This is a genomic window from Streptomyces graminofaciens (assembly GCF_030294945.1).
GTDB classification, from domain to species: domain Bacteria; phylum Actinomycetota; class Actinomycetes; order Streptomycetales; family Streptomycetaceae; genus Streptomyces; species Streptomyces graminofaciens.
Genome location: NZ_AP018448.1, coordinates 2320144 through 2338318, shown reverse-complemented (window position 1 = coordinate 2338318; position 18175 = coordinate 2320144). Strand labels below are relative to the sequence as shown.

Annotated in this window: 21 protein-coding genes and 2 pseudogenes; all 23 read right to left on the bottom strand. The window is 71.7% G+C overall.

From position 1 onward, the window contains the following. Window positions 1-3 precede the first annotated feature (3 nt). Complete coding sequence (locus SGFS_RS10245; protein ID WP_286249488.1) at window positions 4-597, bottom strand: hypothetical protein; 594 nt, start codon at window positions 595-597, stop codon at window positions 4-6. A gap of 17 nt (window positions 598-614) precedes the next feature. Beyond that, window positions 615-1481, bottom strand: coding sequence for an SPDY domain-containing protein (locus tag SGFS_RS10240; protein WP_286249487.1), 867 nt, complete (start codon window positions 1479-1481; stop codon window positions 615-617). After that, the gene (locus SGFS_RS10235; protein ID WP_286249486.1) at window positions 1472-1852 is read right to left on the bottom strand and encodes a hypothetical protein; all 381 of its coding nucleotides are present in this window, start codon (window positions 1850-1852) and stop codon (window positions 1472-1474) included. Before SGFS_RS10235 ends, SGFS_RS10240 begins: the two co-directional genes overlap by 10 nt. Window positions 1853-1910: 58 nt before the next feature. After that, window positions 1911-2726: an SPDY domain-containing protein gene (locus SGFS_RS10230; RefSeq protein WP_286249485.1), complete on the bottom strand. Its 816-nt coding sequence runs from the start codon at window positions 2724-2726 to the stop codon at window positions 1911-1913. Further along, complete coding sequence (locus tag SGFS_RS10225) at window positions 2723-3112, bottom strand: hypothetical protein (protein WP_286249484.1); 390 nt, start codon at window positions 3110-3112, stop codon at window positions 2723-2725. The genes SGFS_RS10230 and SGFS_RS10225 overlap by 4 nt, the downstream gene beginning before the upstream one ends. 272 nt (window positions 3113-3384) lie before the next feature. Further along, window positions 3385-4161, bottom strand: coding sequence for an SPDY domain-containing protein (locus SGFS_RS10220; RefSeq protein WP_286249483.1), 777 nt, complete (start codon window positions 4159-4161; stop codon window positions 3385-3387). Window positions 4162-4204: 43 nt separating this feature from the next. Further along, complete coding sequence (locus SGFS_RS10215; protein WP_286249482.1) at window positions 4205-4606, bottom strand: hypothetical protein; 402 nt, start codon at window positions 4604-4606, stop codon at window positions 4205-4207. A 33-nt stretch (window positions 4607-4639) separates the two neighbouring features. After that, window positions 4640-5299 (bottom strand): hypothetical protein, encoded by a 660-nt coding sequence (locus SGFS_RS10210; RefSeq protein ID WP_286249481.1) that lies wholly within the window; start codon window positions 5297-5299, stop codon window positions 4640-4642. After that, window positions 5296-6045 carry a hypothetical protein gene (locus SGFS_RS10205; protein WP_286249480.1) on the bottom strand — a complete coding sequence of 250 codons (750 nt, stop codon included), beginning with the start codon at window positions 6043-6045 and terminating at the stop codon, window positions 5296-5298. Before SGFS_RS10205 ends, SGFS_RS10210 begins: the two co-directional genes overlap by 4 nt. 27 nt (window positions 6046-6072) lie before the next feature. After that, window positions 6073-6561 carry a hypothetical protein gene (locus tag SGFS_RS10200; RefSeq protein WP_286249479.1) on the bottom strand — a complete coding sequence of 163 codons (489 nt, stop codon included), beginning with the start codon at window positions 6559-6561 and terminating at the stop codon, window positions 6073-6075. Between the two features lie 227 nt (window positions 6562-6788). Further along, window positions 6789-7676, bottom strand: coding sequence for a hypothetical protein (locus SGFS_RS10195; protein WP_286249478.1), 888 nt, complete (start codon window positions 7674-7676; stop codon window positions 6789-6791). Further along, window positions 7673-8455 (bottom strand): hypothetical protein, encoded by a 783-nt coding sequence (locus tag SGFS_RS10190; RefSeq protein WP_286249477.1) that lies wholly within the window; start codon window positions 8453-8455, stop codon window positions 7673-7675. Before SGFS_RS10190 ends, SGFS_RS10195 begins: the two co-directional genes overlap by 4 nt. Further along, the gene (locus SGFS_RS10185) at window positions 8452-8889 is read right to left on the bottom strand and encodes a hypothetical protein (protein WP_286249476.1); all 438 of its coding nucleotides are present in this window, start codon (window positions 8887-8889) and stop codon (window positions 8452-8454) included. The genes SGFS_RS10190 and SGFS_RS10185 overlap by 4 nt, the downstream gene beginning before the upstream one ends. A gap of 106 nt (window positions 8890-8995) precedes the next feature. Beyond that, a pseudogene (locus tag SGFS_RS10180) lies at window positions 8996-9446 on the bottom strand (hypothetical protein). A gap of 250 nt (window positions 9447-9696) precedes the next feature. Further along, window positions 9697-11496 (bottom strand): vWA domain-containing protein, encoded by a 1800-nt coding sequence (locus SGFS_RS10175; protein WP_286249475.1) that lies wholly within the window; start codon window positions 11494-11496, stop codon window positions 9697-9699. Then, on the bottom strand, window positions 11493-12635 hold the full coding sequence (locus tag SGFS_RS10170) for an AAA family ATPase (protein WP_286259878.1): 1143 nt from the start codon (window positions 12633-12635) through the stop codon (window positions 11493-11495). Before SGFS_RS10170 ends, SGFS_RS10175 begins: the two co-directional genes overlap by 4 nt. Window positions 12636-12829: 194 nt before the next feature. Next, window positions 12830-13051 (bottom strand): hypothetical protein, encoded by a 222-nt coding sequence (locus SGFS_RS10165; RefSeq protein WP_016572176.1) that lies wholly within the window; start codon window positions 13049-13051, stop codon window positions 12830-12832. Between the two features lie 287 nt (window positions 13052-13338). Further along, entirely contained in the window at window positions 13339-13782 is a 444-nt protein-coding gene (locus SGFS_RS10160) for a hypothetical protein (RefSeq protein ID WP_286249474.1), read from the bottom strand. Between the two features lie 168 nt (window positions 13783-13950). Then, a complete protein-coding gene (locus tag SGFS_RS10155; protein ID WP_286249473.1) occupies window positions 13951-15165 on the bottom strand; it encodes an MFS transporter in 1215 nt (404 codons plus the stop codon). Between the two features lie 28 nt (window positions 15166-15193). Next, the gene (locus SGFS_RS10150; RefSeq protein ID WP_286249472.1) at window positions 15194-15550 is read right to left on the bottom strand and encodes a hypothetical protein; all 357 of its coding nucleotides are present in this window, start codon (window positions 15548-15550) and stop codon (window positions 15194-15196) included. After that, window positions 15547-17163, bottom strand: coding sequence for a hypothetical protein (locus SGFS_RS10145; RefSeq protein WP_286249471.1), 1617 nt, complete (start codon window positions 17161-17163; stop codon window positions 15547-15549). Before SGFS_RS10145 ends, SGFS_RS10150 begins: the two co-directional genes overlap by 4 nt. A gap of 21 nt (window positions 17164-17184) precedes the next feature. Continuing rightward, on the bottom strand, window positions 17185-17712 hold the full coding sequence (locus tag SGFS_RS10140; RefSeq protein ID WP_286249470.1) for a hypothetical protein: 528 nt from the start codon (window positions 17710-17712) through the stop codon (window positions 17185-17187). Next, window positions 17712-18101, bottom strand: a pseudogene (locus SGFS_RS10135) (glycosyltransferase); the annotation flags it as partial. The gene SGFS_RS10140 and the pseudogene SGFS_RS10135, both read right to left, overlap by 1 nt. Window positions 18102-18175: the final 74 nt, after the last annotated feature.

Sequence of the window (18175 nt, the reverse complement as noted above, 5' to 3'; positions counted from 1 at the left end):
GGCTCACCTCCGTGCCACGGGCGTCGCGGCAGCGGGAGCCGTTGGAGCGGGTCGAGGTGCGACGGCCTCCAGACGAGGCGGGGTGCGTTGGGTCGTCGTGTGAATGGCGAGGATCACGGGGGCGTGCAGGGCCAGCTCGTTGAGCGCGTGCCATGCCTCTGCGTTGCGGGCGTCGATGAGGTCGTCGTATGCCTCTGTCCCCGGCCGGGCGGAGGGCGGCAGGTCGTCGAGGCGGGCGCGATAGTCCTCCTCGAAGGCGTCGAGCTGGTCGAGGGCGTCTTCGGCGCCCGCCAGGTGCCACGGCCAGTGGGACTGGACGGCCCGGGCGGGGAGCTGCTGGAGCTGGACTTCGGCGGTGGAGACCAGCTCGCGGGCGAAGGGGCGGATCTGTGCGGCGGCGACCCACGTGTCGGCGTCGCGGCGGGCGGCGCGCCGCCCGTAGGACTCGTCGTCGTACGGCCAGCTGTCGGGGTCGGTGTGCTCCTCGGAGTAGGCGTCCCACGCGGCGAGGATCTGTTCGCCGGTGTGGAGGAACGCGGCGAGCTGGTCGAGGCGCTGCTGGTGGATGACGCTCGGAGGGGAGGGTGGGGAGGCCACAGGGGGTCTTTCATCAGTCATCGGGTGCGAGCCGCCGAGGAGTTGGAGGCGCCGACGTAAGCCGAGGAGGGGGCGGTGTCCAGCCGCTGACGGCGTCGCGCGGCGCGGACCTGGGCCTGGACGTGCTTGAGGCGCTGCTGGTGAGCGTCGGCGACATCCGTGCCGGTCCGGCTGGTTCGCTCGTGCTGGACGTCGTGGTGCCAGTTGTGCCGGCCCCAGCCGCGCAGCAGCGGTTCGGCGCTGGTCAAGGCGGCGATGAAGCCGGCGATGGCCTGCGCGGGGGCGTGTCCGTCGAGCCAGCCGCTCCAGACAGGGCGACCGTCGAAAGCGGACTCGGCGGCTTCGGCGGGGTACTCCCGGGTGCGGATCCGCCAGGAGAACGAGGAGGAGATCTCGTCGTCGTAGGGGCGGCTGTATTCAACGACCACCCGCCGGTCGAGCGAGCGGGCCTCGAAGCCGGTTCCGTTCTCGCTCTGGGTGACGCTCCAGCCCGCTGTGCGGAAGAGGTCCCACGGATCGGGCCGGTCCGCAGGGGCAGGGGTGAGGAGCGTGTCGGTGAGTCCGGCCAGGATCTCGGCCGGGACCTGCTGGGTGAACGAGGCATACCAACTACGGGAGTTGGGCGGCTCGACCGTGAGGCGCCACCAGCTGCCGGACGGGTTGAACTGGGGTGCGGCTTGCAGCCGGGCCTGCAGGTCGGGGCTGGTGACCTCAGTCTCGGGGGAAGCCGGGTCGGAGGTGATGGTCCAGCCGGCGGCGAGCAGGGCGTGGGTGACGTGGCGGGCGTCACCGGGACCCGCGAGGTGCCGGGGACTGGTGGAATGCAGGATCGTCGACTCGTGGTCGCGTCGGAAGCCGGCCAACTGTCGCTCGGTCACCGGCATGGACCGCTCCCCCCGCCATCGCCGTGCACGGTACGGATCGGGGCCTGTTCCAGCAGGCTCAGTGTCTTGCTGAGCGGGTTGCGCAGCTGATCGACGGCCGTGGCGGCGTCGAGATACTCGCGCACCAGGTCGGTCACGGTCGCGTCCCACGGGACGTCGGCGTGCTGGGCCAGGAGCCGGGAGACCTCACGCAGGACCTGGGCGACGGTGTCGATGAGGGCGGGGGCGGCGTGGACGAGCGGGGCGAGCAGAGCGGCGGCTTCGGTGTTCTCCGGGCCGGTGCGCAGATGGTCGGTGAGCCGGGCCAGGCTGTGGACAGCCCTGTGGATATCTTCGGTGGTGAGGGCGTCGTCAAAGGTCAGGTCGGTCATAACTTCCTCGTGCGTGGGGGTGGGAAACGGGCGCCTGGCGAGGGCTGCCCGAGGCGGGTCAGCGGCGTCGGCCACCGGCGGTGGCGTACGGGCCCGCGGTGCGGGACGGCTTGCGGGCGCCGGTGGTGGCGAAGCGGGCCCAGGTAGCGGCGCGGGCGGCGGTGATACGGGCCTGCTGCCAGGCGGAGAGCTGGGAGGGCAGCACCGAGACGGACGTGGTGCGGACCCGGCTCGTGGGCGGGACATGTCCGCGCGGTCGCATCACCGGTTGCGGGTCGGCCAGCGCCGTGGCGAATGCCTCGATGAGATGCAGCGGGGTGGTGGGGGTGAACACCGCGTCCCAGGTCTGCCCGTGTTCCGTGCGGGCCCCGGCCCACCACAGGTCCTGGCCGCGCTCGCCGGGACGGTACTGCAGCCAGGTGTCGCGGCCGGGATGGACGGCGGTGAACGACTGGTCCTCGCCGCGCTCACTGGTCCAGCCCTGTTGCTCCAGCGGAGCCCAGGCGTTGGGTGCGTGTGCGGAGCGGGGGCGGGTGAGGGCGTCGGTGACGCCGGCCACGATCTCCACCGGGGTCTGCCGGCCGAAGGTGGCATGCCACGCCGGCTGAGCACCGGCGGCCTTGCCGGAGATGGTCCAGCCGCCAGGCTGGGTGTGCGGGTCGTAGCCGATACGGATCGTGCGGTCGGGGCTGTCGAAGACGAACGGGCCGCCTTGGTGGGAGGAGTCCTTCCAGCCGGAGGCGCGCAGGAACTCGGTGACGTGGCCGAGGTTGCCGCCGCCGGCGAGATGACGGGGTTCGATGAGGTAGTGCTGCTCGGCCTGTTCGCCTCCGGCGCGTGGTGTGCGCCAGCCGGTCCACTGTTTCCTGCTCACCGGCGTCTCCTCACGACCATGGCGGTCGGCACCGGTTTCGGCGCTGTCGTGGGAGCTGGTGCCACGGCGCTGGCGAGGGCGTCGAGGGCTTCAGTGTGTTCGTCGAGGTCGAGGCCGATGTCGTGGAGTTCGTTGGCGGCGCGGCCGACAGCGAGCCAGACCTCGGGCGGGAGGATGTCTTGCTCGGAGGTGCGTTTGGCGAACTGGGAGCCGGTGGCCATCAGTTGGGTGAAGTGGCCGAGGATGCCGACGTCGCGGTCGAGGACGGTGGCGAGGATGTGGGCGGCCTCGCGCGGTGGGGCGAGCGCGAGCTGCCTGGTGAGCTGGCCGAGCTGTTCGGCGATCGCGCGGGCGTGGGGGACGGAGTGGAGGGGCGGGTCGGTCACGGGCCTCCTGGAGGCAGACGGGTGGGGGTCAGGTGTGGTGGCCGAGGCGCCGGGATTCATCCAGCGCGGCCTCGGGCCGCCCTCCGGCAAGCTGATGGGCCTGGGCGGGGGCGCGCACGATGCAGGCGCGCAGGTAGCGGCGGAAGAGGAAGACGGCCAGACGAGGCCGGCGCTCGGCGGTGATCGGCGGTGGCGTGGGGCGAGGGGAGGTGCGGGGTACGGAAATCTCCTGAACGGGGTGGTGCGGTGCACGTCGACGAGAGGGGTGAGGCTCACCGCGTGCGGGTGGCCGGCGTGCGTCCGATGGGGTTCGGCGGCGGTGTGGCGGTGCCTGGGCCGGTGACGCGGCGGCTGCGGACGTCGGCGATCCGGGCCTTGAGCAGCGCCTGCTCGTCTTCATACGTGTGTGGTGTCGGGGTGAGACGGGTGTAGGGCCCGCAGCCGTACAGAGGTGTTCCGATGGCCATCCGCGGCAGCGGATCGTCGCTGGCGAGGCTGCGGGTGAACGCGGTGACGATGTCGGGCGGGGTGCGGGTGCTGAAGGTGGCTGTCCACCACCGGTACCCGTTGACGGTGCAGGCGGCGCGCCAGGGTCTTGGTGCGCTGGGGTGAGCGGGTTCCTCGGTGAAGTGGACCAGGCCGTCCGGTGACACGGCCGAGGCCCCGGGACTGGTGGCCTGCTCGGTCCAGCCCGCTGCACGCAACGGGTCGAGGACCGCCCGGTCGCCGGTGGGCGGTGGCTGGAGCAGGGCGTTGACCATGGCGGTGATGTACTCGACGGGTATGTGCGCGCCGAGGAGCACTGCCCAGTCCTGCCCGTCAGGGGTGGTGGCGTGCAGGGTCCAGGTCCAGTCCGCGCGTCGGTTGAGGATGACGTGGAGGCGTCCGTCGGGGCTGGCCAGGGCGGTGTGCTGGCCGATTGTGGACACGTTGCGCCAGCCGTGGCCGTGCAGCAGCAGTTCGGTCAGGTGTTCCCAGTCGCCGCCGCCGGCGAGGTAGCCGGGCGCGGCCAGGACATACGGGACGGCCTGCGGCGGACGTTGGGGCACCGGGGCGTGGACTCCTGTGGGACGGGCCGAGGGCGGGGGTGATTCAGCCACGCGTACGGCGGGGCCGGGCGGTCGTCGCGGGCGAAGCGGTGGCCGGTGCCGCTCGCTGGGTGCGGAGTTCGTCTGCGGCGCTGAGGTAGGCGGCTTGGTCGAAGAGGTAGTCGGGGATGTGGACCACGTATCCGGCCGCGAGCAGTGGGGGGACGGCGCGGGTGGCCAGTCGCCTCTTCTCGTCCTCGCTGATGTGGCTCGGGGCCTCGTGCCAGGCGTAGGTCGGGCCCGCGGTGCCTGCGGGCGAGACGGTATTGCGTTCGAAGCCGAGCCGGTCGAGCAGGGCAAGGAGTTGTTCGGGGGCGCCGGTGGGGGTGTCGGCGTGGACGGTGTCGGTCAGGGGCTTGCGGTAGATCTCGACGTCGGTGCCTTCGTCGGCGGCACGGTTACCCATCGGGTGGATGCTCCTATGGCGGAAGAGGGGCGGTCAGCGGCTCCGGCCGGGCGCCGCGGGGACGGGCTTGGCCGTGGTGCCGGGGGATGGAGCAGATGCCGGGATTCGGGCGGCCTGGTTGCGGATGTCTTGGAGCCGCTGGGCGTGGCGGGACAGGCCGTTGACCGTGTCGATCAGCTGCTCGGCGGGGGCCGCTGGGCGTCCGGCGTCGTGGAGGCGGTCGTCCCAACGCGTCCAGAGAGACACCAGGATGTCGCGCAGGCGGGGCAGCACACCGTCGTCGGGAGCGACGATCTCGGTGAGGATGGAGGCCAGTTCGTGGCCGCCGCTGGCGTTGCGGGCGCGTTCGGCGAGGTGGTCCAGGTAGCGGTGGGCGGCCTCCCGGTCCTCGTCCCGCCTGCTCAGGGTGTTGAGGGCGGGGTCGAGGTGGACGCTGTAGCCAGCCTGTAGCAAAGCCAGGGCCGCGGCGGTGGCGCCGGTGCGCTGCTCGTCGACAGCCATGGTGTGGGGCTGGCGGTGATAGGGGCCGCGAGGGCCGGGGGCGTCGATGAATCCTCCGGCCGTCTGGAGAATGCCGGCCGCGGGTTCGTCGCCGCCGATGGCGACGACGAGCTGCGTGCGCGGATCGCGGGTGATGGTGATGTAGCTGAGGACGAAGAACTCCGGCGCGCCACCAGGGGCCCGGCCTGTCACCGGGTTCGGTGCGGGGCTGGAGTCGGCGGGGCGGGCCGCTGGGCAGGTGTGATGTCCAGCGCGGCCCGGCCTGTCGGGCGGGACAGGAGGACGCCGACACCCAGCTCGGACAGACGGTGGCCGGCTGCGCGGACGGACGCGGCCACCCGGGCTGAGTCGCCGTCGGACAGTACAAACACGTTCCGGCTTGTGTCGAAGGTGAAGCCGTATTCGGTCAGGGCCCGGGCGATGTCGTCGCGATCGGGCTTGGCGACGACGAGGTCCTCGCCGGACCAGGTCATCACGACGCGCTGCTCGTCGGCCAGGTCCGCAGCAAGGCGGGAGGCGTTGTCCCGTACCTGGGCGAGGGCCTGGTCGTAGCGGGGCAGCAGGCGCAGCCGGACGTGCTTGGCGGCGTGGAAGGGGTCCGCGTCGACGGCGATGCCGTCGGGCTCGCGAACGTCGCGGAACGCCTCGATGGGCAGGTCCTTGGGCGCCATGGCGGCGATGAGGAAGCCGTCGTCGTGGCCCTTGCGGTCCATGACGAACAGCCGCGTGCCGTCCACGTGCCGGGTCAGGACCGCGCAGTGGTCGAGGCTGTACTCGGCCATGGCATCGGCGACCTGGTCCATGTCCCAGACATCGACGGCCAGTTCGTCGTGGTCGTTATCTCCGCGGTCGGGGTGGTACTGGCTGCTCCACTGGCCGGGCAGTTCGCCGGCGAGGACGGCGGCGAAGGAGGCGAGAGAGTCATCGGGGGCGTGCAAAGGTCTCCTCGGGAAGGGACAGGAGGGTCATCTCCGGCGGCTGGTGGGGACCGGCGCGGTGGGGAGGGGACTGAGGCTGGTGGGGATGCGGGGTGGCGGGCAGGCGCAGACGGCGGAGGCTTCCGTCTCGCCGGGGCCGGTCTCGGCCGTGCACGGCCGCCGGCCGGGGTGGGGCGTGTGCCGGCCGACGAGGTCGGTGCGGGTGTGCGCGAGGTCGGACCGGACGATCCGCAACCGTTCCTCGGCGAGGTAGCGCAGACGCCGGGCGGTGTACTGGTCGGAAGGTTGGCCGAGTCCTTCGAAGAAGTCGGCTGCCGCGACGAGTACGTCGCCGAGGGCGGTCAGGATGCCGTCGTGGGTGGCGGTCAACTCGGTGAGGATGTCGGCGGCCTCGTCGGTCGTGGTCGCCTCGCGGAGACGATCGGCGAGGTGTGCGACCTGGGCGCCGAGGGGCCGGTAGTACGGTTCCCGGTGGTCGGTGTCGAACGCCTCGTCGCAGTCGACGTGGTAGTTCACCGCACGCAGCCGGGCTACCGCGCGGGTGGCGATCCGCTGCTTCTCGGCCTCGTCGAGGCGGGCAGGCGGTGGTAGCGCTCGTGGAGCCGGGCGACGAGGACGAACCCGGTGCGCTCCAGGATGCTGTGGGCTTCGGGATCTCCTCCGCGGGCAAGGACTTCGCCGGAATGAACATTGCGCCGGAGAGTCAACAGACGGTCGGCCAGGGCCAAAGGGGCAGGAACTTTCTAGGGAGTTGAACGAGTACGAGCAGATGCGGTCGGAGGCCGCGGGACAGGCAGCGCGGGTGGCTGAGCTGTCCGGTCAGGCGTGGCAGCCAGGTCTGCGACAACGGCGTCGAGGTCCTGCTGGATGCCGTACAGGCGGCGGGCGATCCATCCCAGCTGGTGTTCCATGGCGGGACCGTAGGCGTGGGGAAGGGCGCCGAGACGGTGCGCCGCGTACTCGACGAGGCCGCGCCCGGTGACCAGCGGCCCGGTGGCCTCATCGGCGAGCTGGTGCAGCAGCTCGGCAAGCTGCCCCGTCGTCTCGGCAGCCGAGTGCACGGCGGCCGGGAGAGCGGCGGCGTGCGGCGAGGACCGGGCAGGCAAGGGCCCAAGGAGGCTGAGGGCCGTCTCCAGCCGCCGGCACTCCGCCGCCAGCCGGAGGAGCAGGCCGGGCTGGGAAGTCCACGTGCCGTTGGGAAGGATGAGGTTGGCGATCAGATCGAGGCGCCGGGGCTGAGCCTGCACTGCGATCCAGCGGCAGCTCCGCGTGTCGCCGGGCGTGGCGATGCCGACGGCGCGAGCGAGCCGGTGCGCGATCTCGGACCACTCCGGGCCGGTGAGCTGGCGGTCGCCGAGGGCGAGACGCACGTCGGCGTGCCAGATGGCGAATCGGTCCTTCCGGGGACTCGTGGCGCGGGGGTACTCCCACGACGGCGTGTCCAGGTGGTCCGCCCAATCCTGCGATGTCCAGAGCTGCTGCTCGTCGTCAGGGGCGACAGGGGCCAGGCCCGGCCAGTGGGCGACCACCGTGTGCCCGGTCAGTCCCTCCTGATCGGACACGGGACGTCCGAGGGCCTCGGTCAGCGCTTCCGTGGCGTACGGGCTGCGGGTGTGTACGCGAGGGATCATTCCGGGCCTGCTTCCGCGTGGCGGCCGACGAGGCGCTGGACGTCGCGGGCCGAGGCGATCAGGGAGCGTTCGCGGACGAGGTCGGCGTGGACGGATACGTCGCCAGGCGGCAGCAGGTCCAGTGCACGGTCGATCGACTCCAGAGCGGCCTGATACTCGCCGAGCCCGCGCAGGGCGCCGGCCTCACGGAACAGGGCGATCGGGTCGGTGCGCGAGGCGAACGGCGGCCGGCCGAGGATCTGCAGCGTGCGCTCCTCACGCCCGGGCAGATCGTGGCCGAGCCACAGTCCGTGCAGCAGCACATGCAACGTCTTGACGTGGTCGCCGGCGTCGTCGAGAACCTGCTGCATGAGGGGGAGGCCCTCGGACCGGGACTGCCCCAGCAGGGCGAAGGCGTACAGGGCACGGCTGTAGCAGTCCAGGCCCTCTCGTTCCTGCGCCGAGAGCTGCTCGACGAGCAGGGCGAGGGTGGGGCAGCGGAAGTCGTAGCGCAGGGAGCTCAGGTACAGATGCCGATACGCCGTAGTCGTGATCGGGTCCGGCCCGGGCGCGAGGGTGTCATCGGGGTGCAGGAGGCCCAGCACGCTGTGGCCGGAGGCCCGTGCGGTCCACGCGGCGTCGGCGCACAGCTGCGCGGATTCCTGCCAGGTCGCGTCGAGTTCGCTCAGATTGGCGGCCAGCTGCGCGGGCCAGTGGGGCGCCGGGATGGCCGAGGCGGCTTCGGCACCGGCACGCAGCAGGGTCAGGGCCCTTCCGGGGCGGCGGTTGGGGAGAGTCACCGGCCACCTCGGGCGTCGGCGAGGTGGACGAGCTGGTTGAGGTGGGTGAGCGAGTACCAGCCGCAGTCGAAGGACCCGCTCCCGACGGGCACCTTGCGCAGGACGTAGTCCTCCAGGGCGCGTCGGAAGATCAGGCAGTCGGGGCAGTGGCGGGAGAGGTGGATCATGTAGCGGGGGTGGGCGGTGATGAAGGTGCGCTCGCCGCCCCTGGGGTTGCGCAGCCGCCAGCCGTCCTCGTCCGTCGGCAGGTGCCACGAAGGAGCGACGATCGTCATGACGTCGCCCGACAGCCTGCCGTCGGCGACGCCGGTGGGGATCACAACGGTGTCGCCAGGGGCGAAGTGGGCGTGGGTGATGTCCCGTTGGGCGGTCAGCGGCTCCAGGGACGGTCTCCAAGCGGCTGGTATGTGCGAGGGGCCGGGAGCGTCGGGCACAGCAGGGGTCCTTCCACGAGCGGCACGGGGTGGCGGTGGAAGGTCAATGCTCCGGAGGATCCCCGGTTTCGATAACCGGGGATCGTCGGGTATAACCGCTGGTCGGCTACCGGTATGGGTTCTCGGTGCCGCGGTCGTTCTCGGTTGCGGCGTCGAGGAGTTCGGGCAAATCGGTGCCCTCGGCATCGCGCTGGTCGATCCACCATCCGGCCCTGGTGACGGTACGGACCTTCTCCTCCAGGACGGTCCAGTCGGTCTCGTCCCAGGTGCCCTCGGTGACCAGGGCGGCGTATGCGCGGGTGACCAGCTGGTGGCGGGAGCGCTCGCCCCAGCCTTGGGCACGTTCGGTGCCCTCCAGCGGCGGCATCTCGAACTGCTCGGCCCACACGGTAGCGGCCTGCTGTTTCTTCGATTCGCTTGGCGGCCAGCCACTCCTCCTTGCCGGCGCTGTCGCCGTCGCGGGCGGCCTTCCAGCATTCGGTGCAGTCGCGTTCGGTGAGCCAGCGGGCGAATCCGGCGCGTCGGTCGGCGGGACGGTCAGACAGGGCATGCGTGATTTCGTGTCCACAGGCGTGGACGACGGTCCAGGTCTTCTGGACCCCCGGGGAATTCCGTTTGGTGGGCGTTACGTTCGAGGTCGGGCTGCTGGTCTGGGGCTTCAAATCGAGTGCCTTTCGTTGGCGGTTGGGGTGGTGGCCTGCGTCGTTGCGGAGGGTCGTGCATCAGATGCACGATTCATGCGGCGGGCGGAGGTGGCCTGGAGTGCTTGGCGGTGGTCTCGGGGACGCTTCCGCCTTCTGCGTCGTCTCAGCGTGTCCTGCGGATGGCGTCTGTGGCCGCCTTGGCGATGGCGACGGGAGCGCTGGAGGGCCGGGGCAGGTGCAGCAAGGTGGTCCCCGGCAGGTGCTGGGACTTGGCGGTGAGGGTGAGTTGGAGTACGGCGCAGCCGGCGGTCGTGAGCTGCTTGACGCGGGTGACGGCTTGAGCGGTTTCGTCGCTGCCGTACCGGGCGTCGGTGACGATCACGAGGAGGCGGCCGGCGCCGGGGCGGCTGAGCTCGAGGCTGTGGTCGAGTGCGTCGATGGCGTCGCCGAGGTTGTGGTGGCCGCCGTTGGCGTCGAACGTCGTCACGCGCTCAGGTGCTCGGTGGGTGGGTCGGGTCAATGCGGTCAGGTGCCTGTCATAGGCGATGGTGGCGGTAAGGGAGTCGGGGTCGGTCAGGGCTGCTGCGCGTGCCATGATCCAGGCAGCGGACGCGACGGGCGCGCAGGCGGCACGCATGGAGCCGGAGACGTCGACGGCGATACCCACACGCAGCGGTGGGGTGGGGGAGTTCCGGCGGCGGGTGTGGGTGAACGGTTCCGCGGTGGGGACCGACCCGGCCGCGCGCTGAGCGTCGCGGGCGAGGGCCGCGCGCATGTTGAGGCGGCCGGGCGGGGTGGGGCTGGTGGTCCGCTCCTCGGTCCGCTCGCGGTAGGCGGCGGCACGCAGGGCGCGGCTCAGGCGCGCGGCGGCACTCTGCTCGGCGGCGGTGGGCCTGCGGCTGCCGGTGACCGGGTTGCCGGAGGGCGCCGGTGTGCCGTCGGGGGTGACGGTGGTGCCACGGGCGTTGAAGACCGACTTGGCGGTGGCGGCGGCTTTGCGTCGCCGGCCGGCCCGCTGCGCGCGGTCCTGAGCCTGCGCCTTGGACTGCGCGGCCATGGCGTTGGTCGCTGCGGCCTGTGCCGCGAGGTCGGCGGCGTCGGTGGCTGCCGTGCTGTCCATGACGACCCCCACGGCGCCGGACAGCAGATCGGTGAGGTTCTCCGGTACGGGCAGGGCGGGGGCCGCGGTGTCCAGAGCGTCGCACCATTTTTGAGCGTGCGCGAGCATGGTCGTGGCGTCGTGGTCGGCGCACTGGTGGGCTGTGGTCCAGATGCGGGTGAGTGTGGCTAGCAGGTTTGCGCCCAGCACCTTTTCGCACAGATCGGCGACGGCCCGGGTCTCGCCGGCGTCCAGGATGCCGACGTCACGGCGGCCGAGGATCAGGGCCGCCACGGCGGCGGCGTGCTCGATGCCCTGGAGAGTGGGGTGGGCGATGTCGGGCATGACCAGCGTTCGGGCACTGGTGCGCAGGTACGTGCGGTCCGAGGGCCGCGTGATCAGGTGTGCGCCTTCGACACGGCTCTCTTCCAGCAGGAGCGCGGCCTCGACGACACGGGGGTCCGCTCCGGCAGGCTGTGTCCAGACGGAGTGGGCCGCGTGCGCGGCCTCGTGGACGAACACTCCCCAGGCGGCGGGATAGCGCTCCTCGTCGCCCACAATCCGCGGATGGATCTCGTGGGGCTTCAGCGGGGCGAACAGGCCGGCGTCGAACTCGACCTCGCCCAGAGTGGGGAAGAACGCGGCCGGTGCGCCGCTGCGCGTGCCGGGGCGGCAGGTGACGACGAGGTCCTGGCGGCCGGAGAGGGCGACCAGGCGATCGCCGAGTTCGGCTCCCACGCGCAGCCACGCGTCCGGCGAGGAACGGGGTTGCGCGGGCGGGGCGCCGTCGTCGTCCCAGCGCGCGAGGTCGGCGTCGTCGTCCGGCGTGGTGGCAGGGGACTGGACGTGGTGGTGGGCGCTCATCGCGAGCGGCCCCGGTGCGCGGAGCCGGTGCTGCCCGGGGGCTGCCGGACGGCCGAGGCGGAGAGCTGCTTGCCGAGGGTGAGGGGCGCGATCTTCTTGACGCCGACAGCCTTGATGACGGCGGCGGCGACGGCGTCGCGATCCTCCACAGGAGCGATGCCGACGAGGTTCGCGAGCGCGGCTTTGGTGCCGAGGACGGCCTCGGTCTTCTGGTAGCTGAGCAGTTCCCGCAGTTGGGGGGCCCAGCCCAGCTCGCCGAGTTCGACCTGGTGGGCGAGGTGTCGGGCGACCCGGACAACCCGTGCATCGATCCTCAAGGCCAGGGCGAGGTCATAGTCCGTGCCGATCTGGATCTGCACGCTGAACCGGCTCGCGAGCGCCTCCGTCAACACCGCGCCGTGGACGCCGGGATTGTGGCCCGCCACCACGTAGAAGCCCGGCTCGGCCTTGATGGTCTCGCCCTTGTGGGCCTTGACCTGGATCTGCCTGCGCCCGTCCATCGCGGGATACAGCGCCGCCAGGACCTTCGGCGAGATCAGGGTGGCATCATCGATCAGCAGGGCGCGGCCCTCGGTCATCGCGGTGACCAGCGGACCGTACTGGAAGACGTAGGCTCCCGCGTCGTCCTGTGTGTACTCGCCGATCAAGTCGCCGACCGTGGTGTCGCCGTCACCGGCGACGGTGAGCAGGTCCGGGAACGCCGCCTCGACCAGACTCGTCTTGCCGGTGCCCGGAGGGCCGTAGAGCAGCACCGGCACGTCGGCGTCGCGCAAGCGATTCAACGCCTCGACGTCGGGCAGATCGGCCAGCTCCCGCGGGTGGTAGAGCTGGCCCCCCGCGCGGCGGATCGGGCCGGTCTGCCTGGGCGTGGCTGCGGCGGGAGTGGTCGTGCGGGCCGTGGTCGTCTGGGCGCGGGGAGAGTGGGTGCCCGGTGGGCTGATCACAGCGGTCTGCGCGGCTGCGGCGGTTTTCGCGTTCGCGCGGAACTCCGGTTGTCCGGTTCCGCCTTGGTCGGCCTCGCCGCGTCGCACCAGGGTGAGGGCGGCGTTGCGGACGGCGCCGTGGGAGTGGCCCAACTGCCTGGCCATGTCCCCGATGGTGAGCGTGTCCGCCGGCCGGTCGGCCAGCAGTCGGGCCACCTTGGCCCGTAGTTCGCCGCCCTTGGTGCGCGCTGGACTGGTAGGCGTTCCGGGTGTGGTCAAAACGAGGCCCCTTCAACAGGTGCGGGTGCGGGTTGGGTTGGCGATGCGCTGGAGAGGCTGGCCGCTCGCGGAGGGGATCACGGACTGTGCCGGCATCGGCGACCGGGACAACCGGGGCGTACCGTCGGCGCTCACCGGCCGACCGAGGGCTCGGTCCAGGTGCAGGGGATGGCCGGCGACGAGCAGCTCGCTGGCTGCCGAGCGGGCCCGTGCGTCCGCTCCGTACCGGGTTCCGTCGCTCGGCAGGCGCAGCCTGGCGTCTCTTCGAAGCCGGCCTGGAGCAGGATCCGCCGGGCGGCGGCGTTGTAGCCGGTGGTGGTGATCTCGCCGGTGATGGTGTGCCGGATCGTCATGAACGGCTCTGCTGGTGCTTCGGGCAAGGCGGATCTCCTATCGGTGGTGGCGGGAAAGTGGTGGGGTGTTGGGCGAAGGCGAGGCGGGCCCAGAACTTCCAGCACATCAACGGTGCGTGGCTGGACCACGAACGATGGGCCATGACTGCCGACATGCTCCAGGGCGGGCCTCACCGCCCCGCAGCTACCTGACTCGCCTTTCCGCACGTTCTGATAGCCGGGTGTACCAACAATGGCCATGGGCGGGGATTCTCCTTTGTGTGGGGGCGGCGCGGGCGCCGGCGGGGTCAGGGGGTGCGGGAGGCTGGTGCGTGCTGCTGGGCGAACTGCTCGGCGGCGCGTTCGATGAGGTCCGCCTGGCGCCGCGGGGTCCTGCGGGCAGCGGTGGCCAGGGCGCCGTCGATACGGGTGTCGAGGGTGCTGACGGCGTCCAGACCTGCGGCGCGGGCTACGGCCAGGCGCAGTTCGGCGTCGACCCAGGGCCAGTGCTCGGTCTTGGGCACCGGGGTGGTCTCGTCGCCGCCCAGGGACGAAGCCAGGCCGCGCAGGTAGTGGCCGCCGTCGCTGAGGATCTCGGGCAGCGGGATGTCGTCCTCGGCCATGAAGACGCCGTGTTGCAAGACCGTGAGGACGGCGCAGCGCAGCAGGGCCGGCTCGTCGCGGTCGGGTGAGGTGCAGACCGCACAGTCCTCGATGTGGTGGTCCCAGACGGACGAAGACGGGTGGGGCAAGGCGGAAGGACCTTTCAGAGGTGAGGGATGGGAAGCGGGGCGGCGGCGACATCCACGGGGAGGTGGGTGTGTCGGACTCGGGCCAGCGGCAGTCGCCCCATTCGGGGCCCGCGCGTCGTGCCGCTGTCGCTGGGTGGACAACAGACGGGTGGGACGACGGCGGTGGGTTCAGTGGCCACCACGGGCGGTGATGCGGTGGCGGGCGGCGGCGAGGACCGTCAGGGCGAGGGCTGCTCCGGCCGCGGGCAGGGCCGCGGCTGTGAGGCGGTGGGTGGCGAGGGCCCCGGCCAGAGCGGTGCCGGCGGCCTGGCCGACGCCGACCGAGGCGATCAGCCATGCGTACGCTTCGGTTCTCCGCTGAGTTGGCACGAGGGCGTCCGCGGTCGTGAAGCCGCAGGCGATCACCACAGTGAGGAACATGCCCGGCACGGTGACCACGACGGTCGCCATGTGAGGGCCGGGAAGGGCGAGCAGTGGCAGCCACCCGGCGCAGAATCCGGCCGCGGCCGACAGCAGCTGGACGATGGGCGAGCCCGGCCAGGCTCGGCGGGCGTAGACGAGGCCGCCGAGGAAGCTGCCGGTGGCGAAGGCGGCGGGGATCAGTCCGGACAGCAGATCCATGTCGTGCAGTTCGGCCATGGCCACCGCCCAGACGTTCATGACGCCGAGGGCGATTCCGAAGCCGGCATGGGCCAGGAAGATTAGCGACAGGGGCGTGCCGTGCAGCCTGGCCGCGGCGGAGCCAGCGGTGTGCTGCGGGCGCCAGGTGCGGGACGGGGGCGCGGTGAGCACCACGGTCGTGCCCAGGAGGCCGAGTACGACGGTCGCGAGGATCGCGGCGCGGGGACCGTAGGCGGTGGCGAGCGCGGCGACCAGGAGCGGGCCGGCGATGTAGAGCAGGCCCTGGGAGCCGGTGTCGAGCGCGAGGGCGACCCGGCGCCGATGGGCGTCGGGCAGGACGGTGGGCCACAGGGCCCGCAGTCCTGCCTCCAGGGGAGGGGAGGACAGGCCCGCGAGCACGACCGCGGCTAGCGCGAGGGTCGGATCGTCTCCGACCAGCAGGAGCAGCAGACAGCCGGAGTTGATGACTGCGCCGGGTGCGGACACCGGCATCTGGCCATGACGGTCCATCAGGCGGCCTTTGACCGGCTGGGAGAGTGCGCCAGCCAGCCCGTACAGGGCGCTCAGCAGTCCGGCGGAGGCAAGGGAGGCACCTTGGGAGGTGATCAGGAGCACGATGGCCACGGGCGCCATGCCGTTGGGCATGCGTCCGATGAGAGTGCCGCCAAGCAGCCGGGCGACATGCCGACTGCCCAGCACAGCGCGATAGGAAGTCGAGGCGGCGGCCGGGGCCTGGCCCGCCGCATGATCAGTCGTGGTCAATTGAGGAGACGTGTTTCCATTCACGGGATCAGCGGCGAGGGCGCCGGGCGCTACCGGGCGGTGCGGGCTGAGCGGTCATCGCGGCCTTCGTACGGCGGGTCGTCGGCGGCGTGGATCCGTCGGGCGGGCCGGGTCGCAGGTCCGGGTCGAGGTCGACGTGGTAGCGGGCGGCGGTGAGCATGTCGGCCGCCCAGCTGGCGTGTTCGTTCTCCCAGGCGCGGCCGAGGTCGAAGGGCAGCCGGACCCACTGCCCGCGCAGCGTCGGAAAGGTCATGAATCCGGCGCGGGCCAGGATGCGTGCGGCGAACTCGTCGTACGGTCCTTCGACTTCGACCTCGCCGCCTTCGCCGCGGGTGATGCGGATCGGCTCGCTGGTCAGGTTCACCGGCTCCGTCCTTGACCGGCAGTTGGGGCTTTACCGGCGGCGGCAGGCGGCGCCGACGGTGTGGCGTTGGCCAGGGCTGTGATCCGGGAGGGGCGTACGGCGGCGGCCCGTGCGATGCGGGAGCGCCGTTCGGCCAGGTCGTTGCTGGCCGTCGGCCGGGGTGGAGCTGATGCGTGGGCGGGATCGAGTGCGCTGTCGTCCCGCACGCGGTAGCCGAGGTTGCGCAGGTCGTGGACGGCTTGGAGGGTGCGGCGCAGCCCGTCGCGGTTGGGCTCGGTGAGCCGGTACAGGCCCGGCGAGAAGGGGACGGGCTCGAACTGCTCGCGGACGAGGAACCATTCGGCCAGGTGGGGCGTGAAGCTCGGAGCGGCGGTGGCGACGAAGCCGTGTTCGGGATGGTGGCGGAAGCGGAAGTGGTCGGACAGAGAGGGATCCTTTCTGCTGGTCAGCGGCGAGGGGCCGGTGGATGTGAGGGGCGTGGTACGGCGGGCTGGGCGCAGGGAACGCTCCCCGCCGACGGGCGGCCGGGCGGGGCCGCTGGGCTCGGCCGAGCGCGCGATGCGCACGAACGCGCCGCGCCCGGCGAGCCAGGTCTCGATGGCGGGCACCGCCTGCAGGCCGAGCCGGGTGCGTACTTCGGCCGGCGGCACCAGGCGCCAGGGCTGGGCCGAGCCGGGGTGGTGTCGGAGCCGCCAGGCGTCGAGTGCTGCCTGGCTGGCGGCAAGCGTCTCGCTCAGCTGGGCCACGATGTCGGCGTCGGCGGAACGTCCGGTGACCGTGACACCGCACTGTTTCAGCAGGCCGGGGGCGTGAGTGAGGACAGGCTGGAAGGTGCGCCAGGCGCGCTCGGCGAAGGTCCTGTTCGCCTCCCTCAGTCCGTGGCCGTCGAGGAGGGTGCCGTCGCTGGAGCGGCCGGATACCCAGATCGCCGTCACCTCGTCGTACTCGGCGCGCAGTTCGTCAAGTGCCGTGATCACGGCGTCCAGACGCCGTGCGTGCAGGGCCCGGTGGTAGGCAGGCAGGAACGCATCCGTGATGGCCTCGACCGCCAGGTCCGGCTGGGAGGGGAGCACGATGTTGGTCGGTGCGTAGGGGTTGTCGTAGCTGTCGTCGAACTCCTGGGGGGAGGCGAGCGCCAGATAGCCGAGTTGGGGATCCTCGCCCCGTTCCGCGAGCAGCAGTTCGACGCTGGTGTCACTGGTGAGGGTCGCCGCGTATGGCACCCGCTGGTCCTCCACGGTCCGAACGAGTTCACCGCCGTCCCACAACCAGGGCAGCAGATCGCCCTGCCAGACGGGATGGGCGTAGATCTCGACCTGCGCGGTCCACGTCCCGGGCAGCCGCGCGGCGATTCGGTCGGCGATGTCGCCGAGGAACGGACGGGGGCTGACACCCACGGTGGCGTGGTGGCGCTGGGCGAGGGGCAGCAGCTTCGCGGCGGCAGCGCGGACGTCGGGGCCGGGCGTGCTGTAGCTTCCGTCGTCCCGTTTGGTGAATCCGGCCTGTTCCAAGGCAGTGTTGGCCCACCGGTACTGCTCGCCGTGGGCGATGGCGACCAGACCGGCGGCACGGCTGTAGGCAAGCCGGATCTCGGCAGGAGGGTTCGGGGGCATCTCGGGGGTCCTTCGACAGGCTCAGTGGCGGTTCGGCTGCCGTGGCTGCGGGCCAGCAGCAGGCTGGGTCTGTAGCCCGGTCGTTCGAGGCGTGGATGACCCAGCCGGTGTGGATGCCGTGCGCAGGGCAGCGGCGGTGTGGCGCAGGCGGGCGCGGGCCGCGACGTACTTCTCGGCCGTCATGATCCGCAGGACCTCGGGGTCGTTGCGCAGAGGCGAGTGGGCGAGGTCCTCCACGGCCTCGCGCTGGAAGCCGGTCGTGGCATAGGTCAGGGCCTCGGCGAGTGTGTCCAGAGCTCGCGCGATACCGGCGGCGGCCCTGGCGAGCCGGACCAGGGCGACGCGTTCGGGCGGATAGACCGTCTCCGGCGCGGTGAACCGTTCCTGTGCGCGTTCGATGGCGTGCTGCAGGTGGTGGCCCAGTGTGCCGATGTCATCGGTAAGCGTGACCAGGTCGACAGCGTCCGGGCTGGTGGGGAACTGCGCGGCCAGTTCGTCCAGACGCTGGGCCAGGTAATCGAGCGTGGCCGGGGTCACGGAGGAAGACATCAGACCACCCCGGCTGCATCGCTCGTTTCCCGGCCAGAGAGGGTGGCTCGCAGGCTGCGTCCGTAGTTCCACGCATGCCGCCGAGCCCCCGGCTCCAGGACGTCATAGCCGTCCTGGCGGGTCATCTGACCTGGGTGTTTGCGGTAGCGGTAGACCGGGACGGGCAGCAGGATGCCCGGCGCGAGGCAGGTGACGCCGATCGCCGCCATGTAGTCCTCGCCCTGGACGAGCCCGCCCATCGGGGCTGCGCGTACGAGATCGGTACGCGCCAGGATCGTGGTCGGCCCGATCGGGATGGTGTCCTCGGGCCTCGTCCAGTAGGTCCACACGTCTCCGGCCGCGTGCCGGCCGGGCGGTGTCGGGCACCGCCACAGCGAGGTCGTGCCGTCCGTTTTCCGGCTGGGGTGAGGGCTGTTCGGGATGTTCGTCGAGCCAGTGACCGCGTACGTCACGTGCTCGTTTG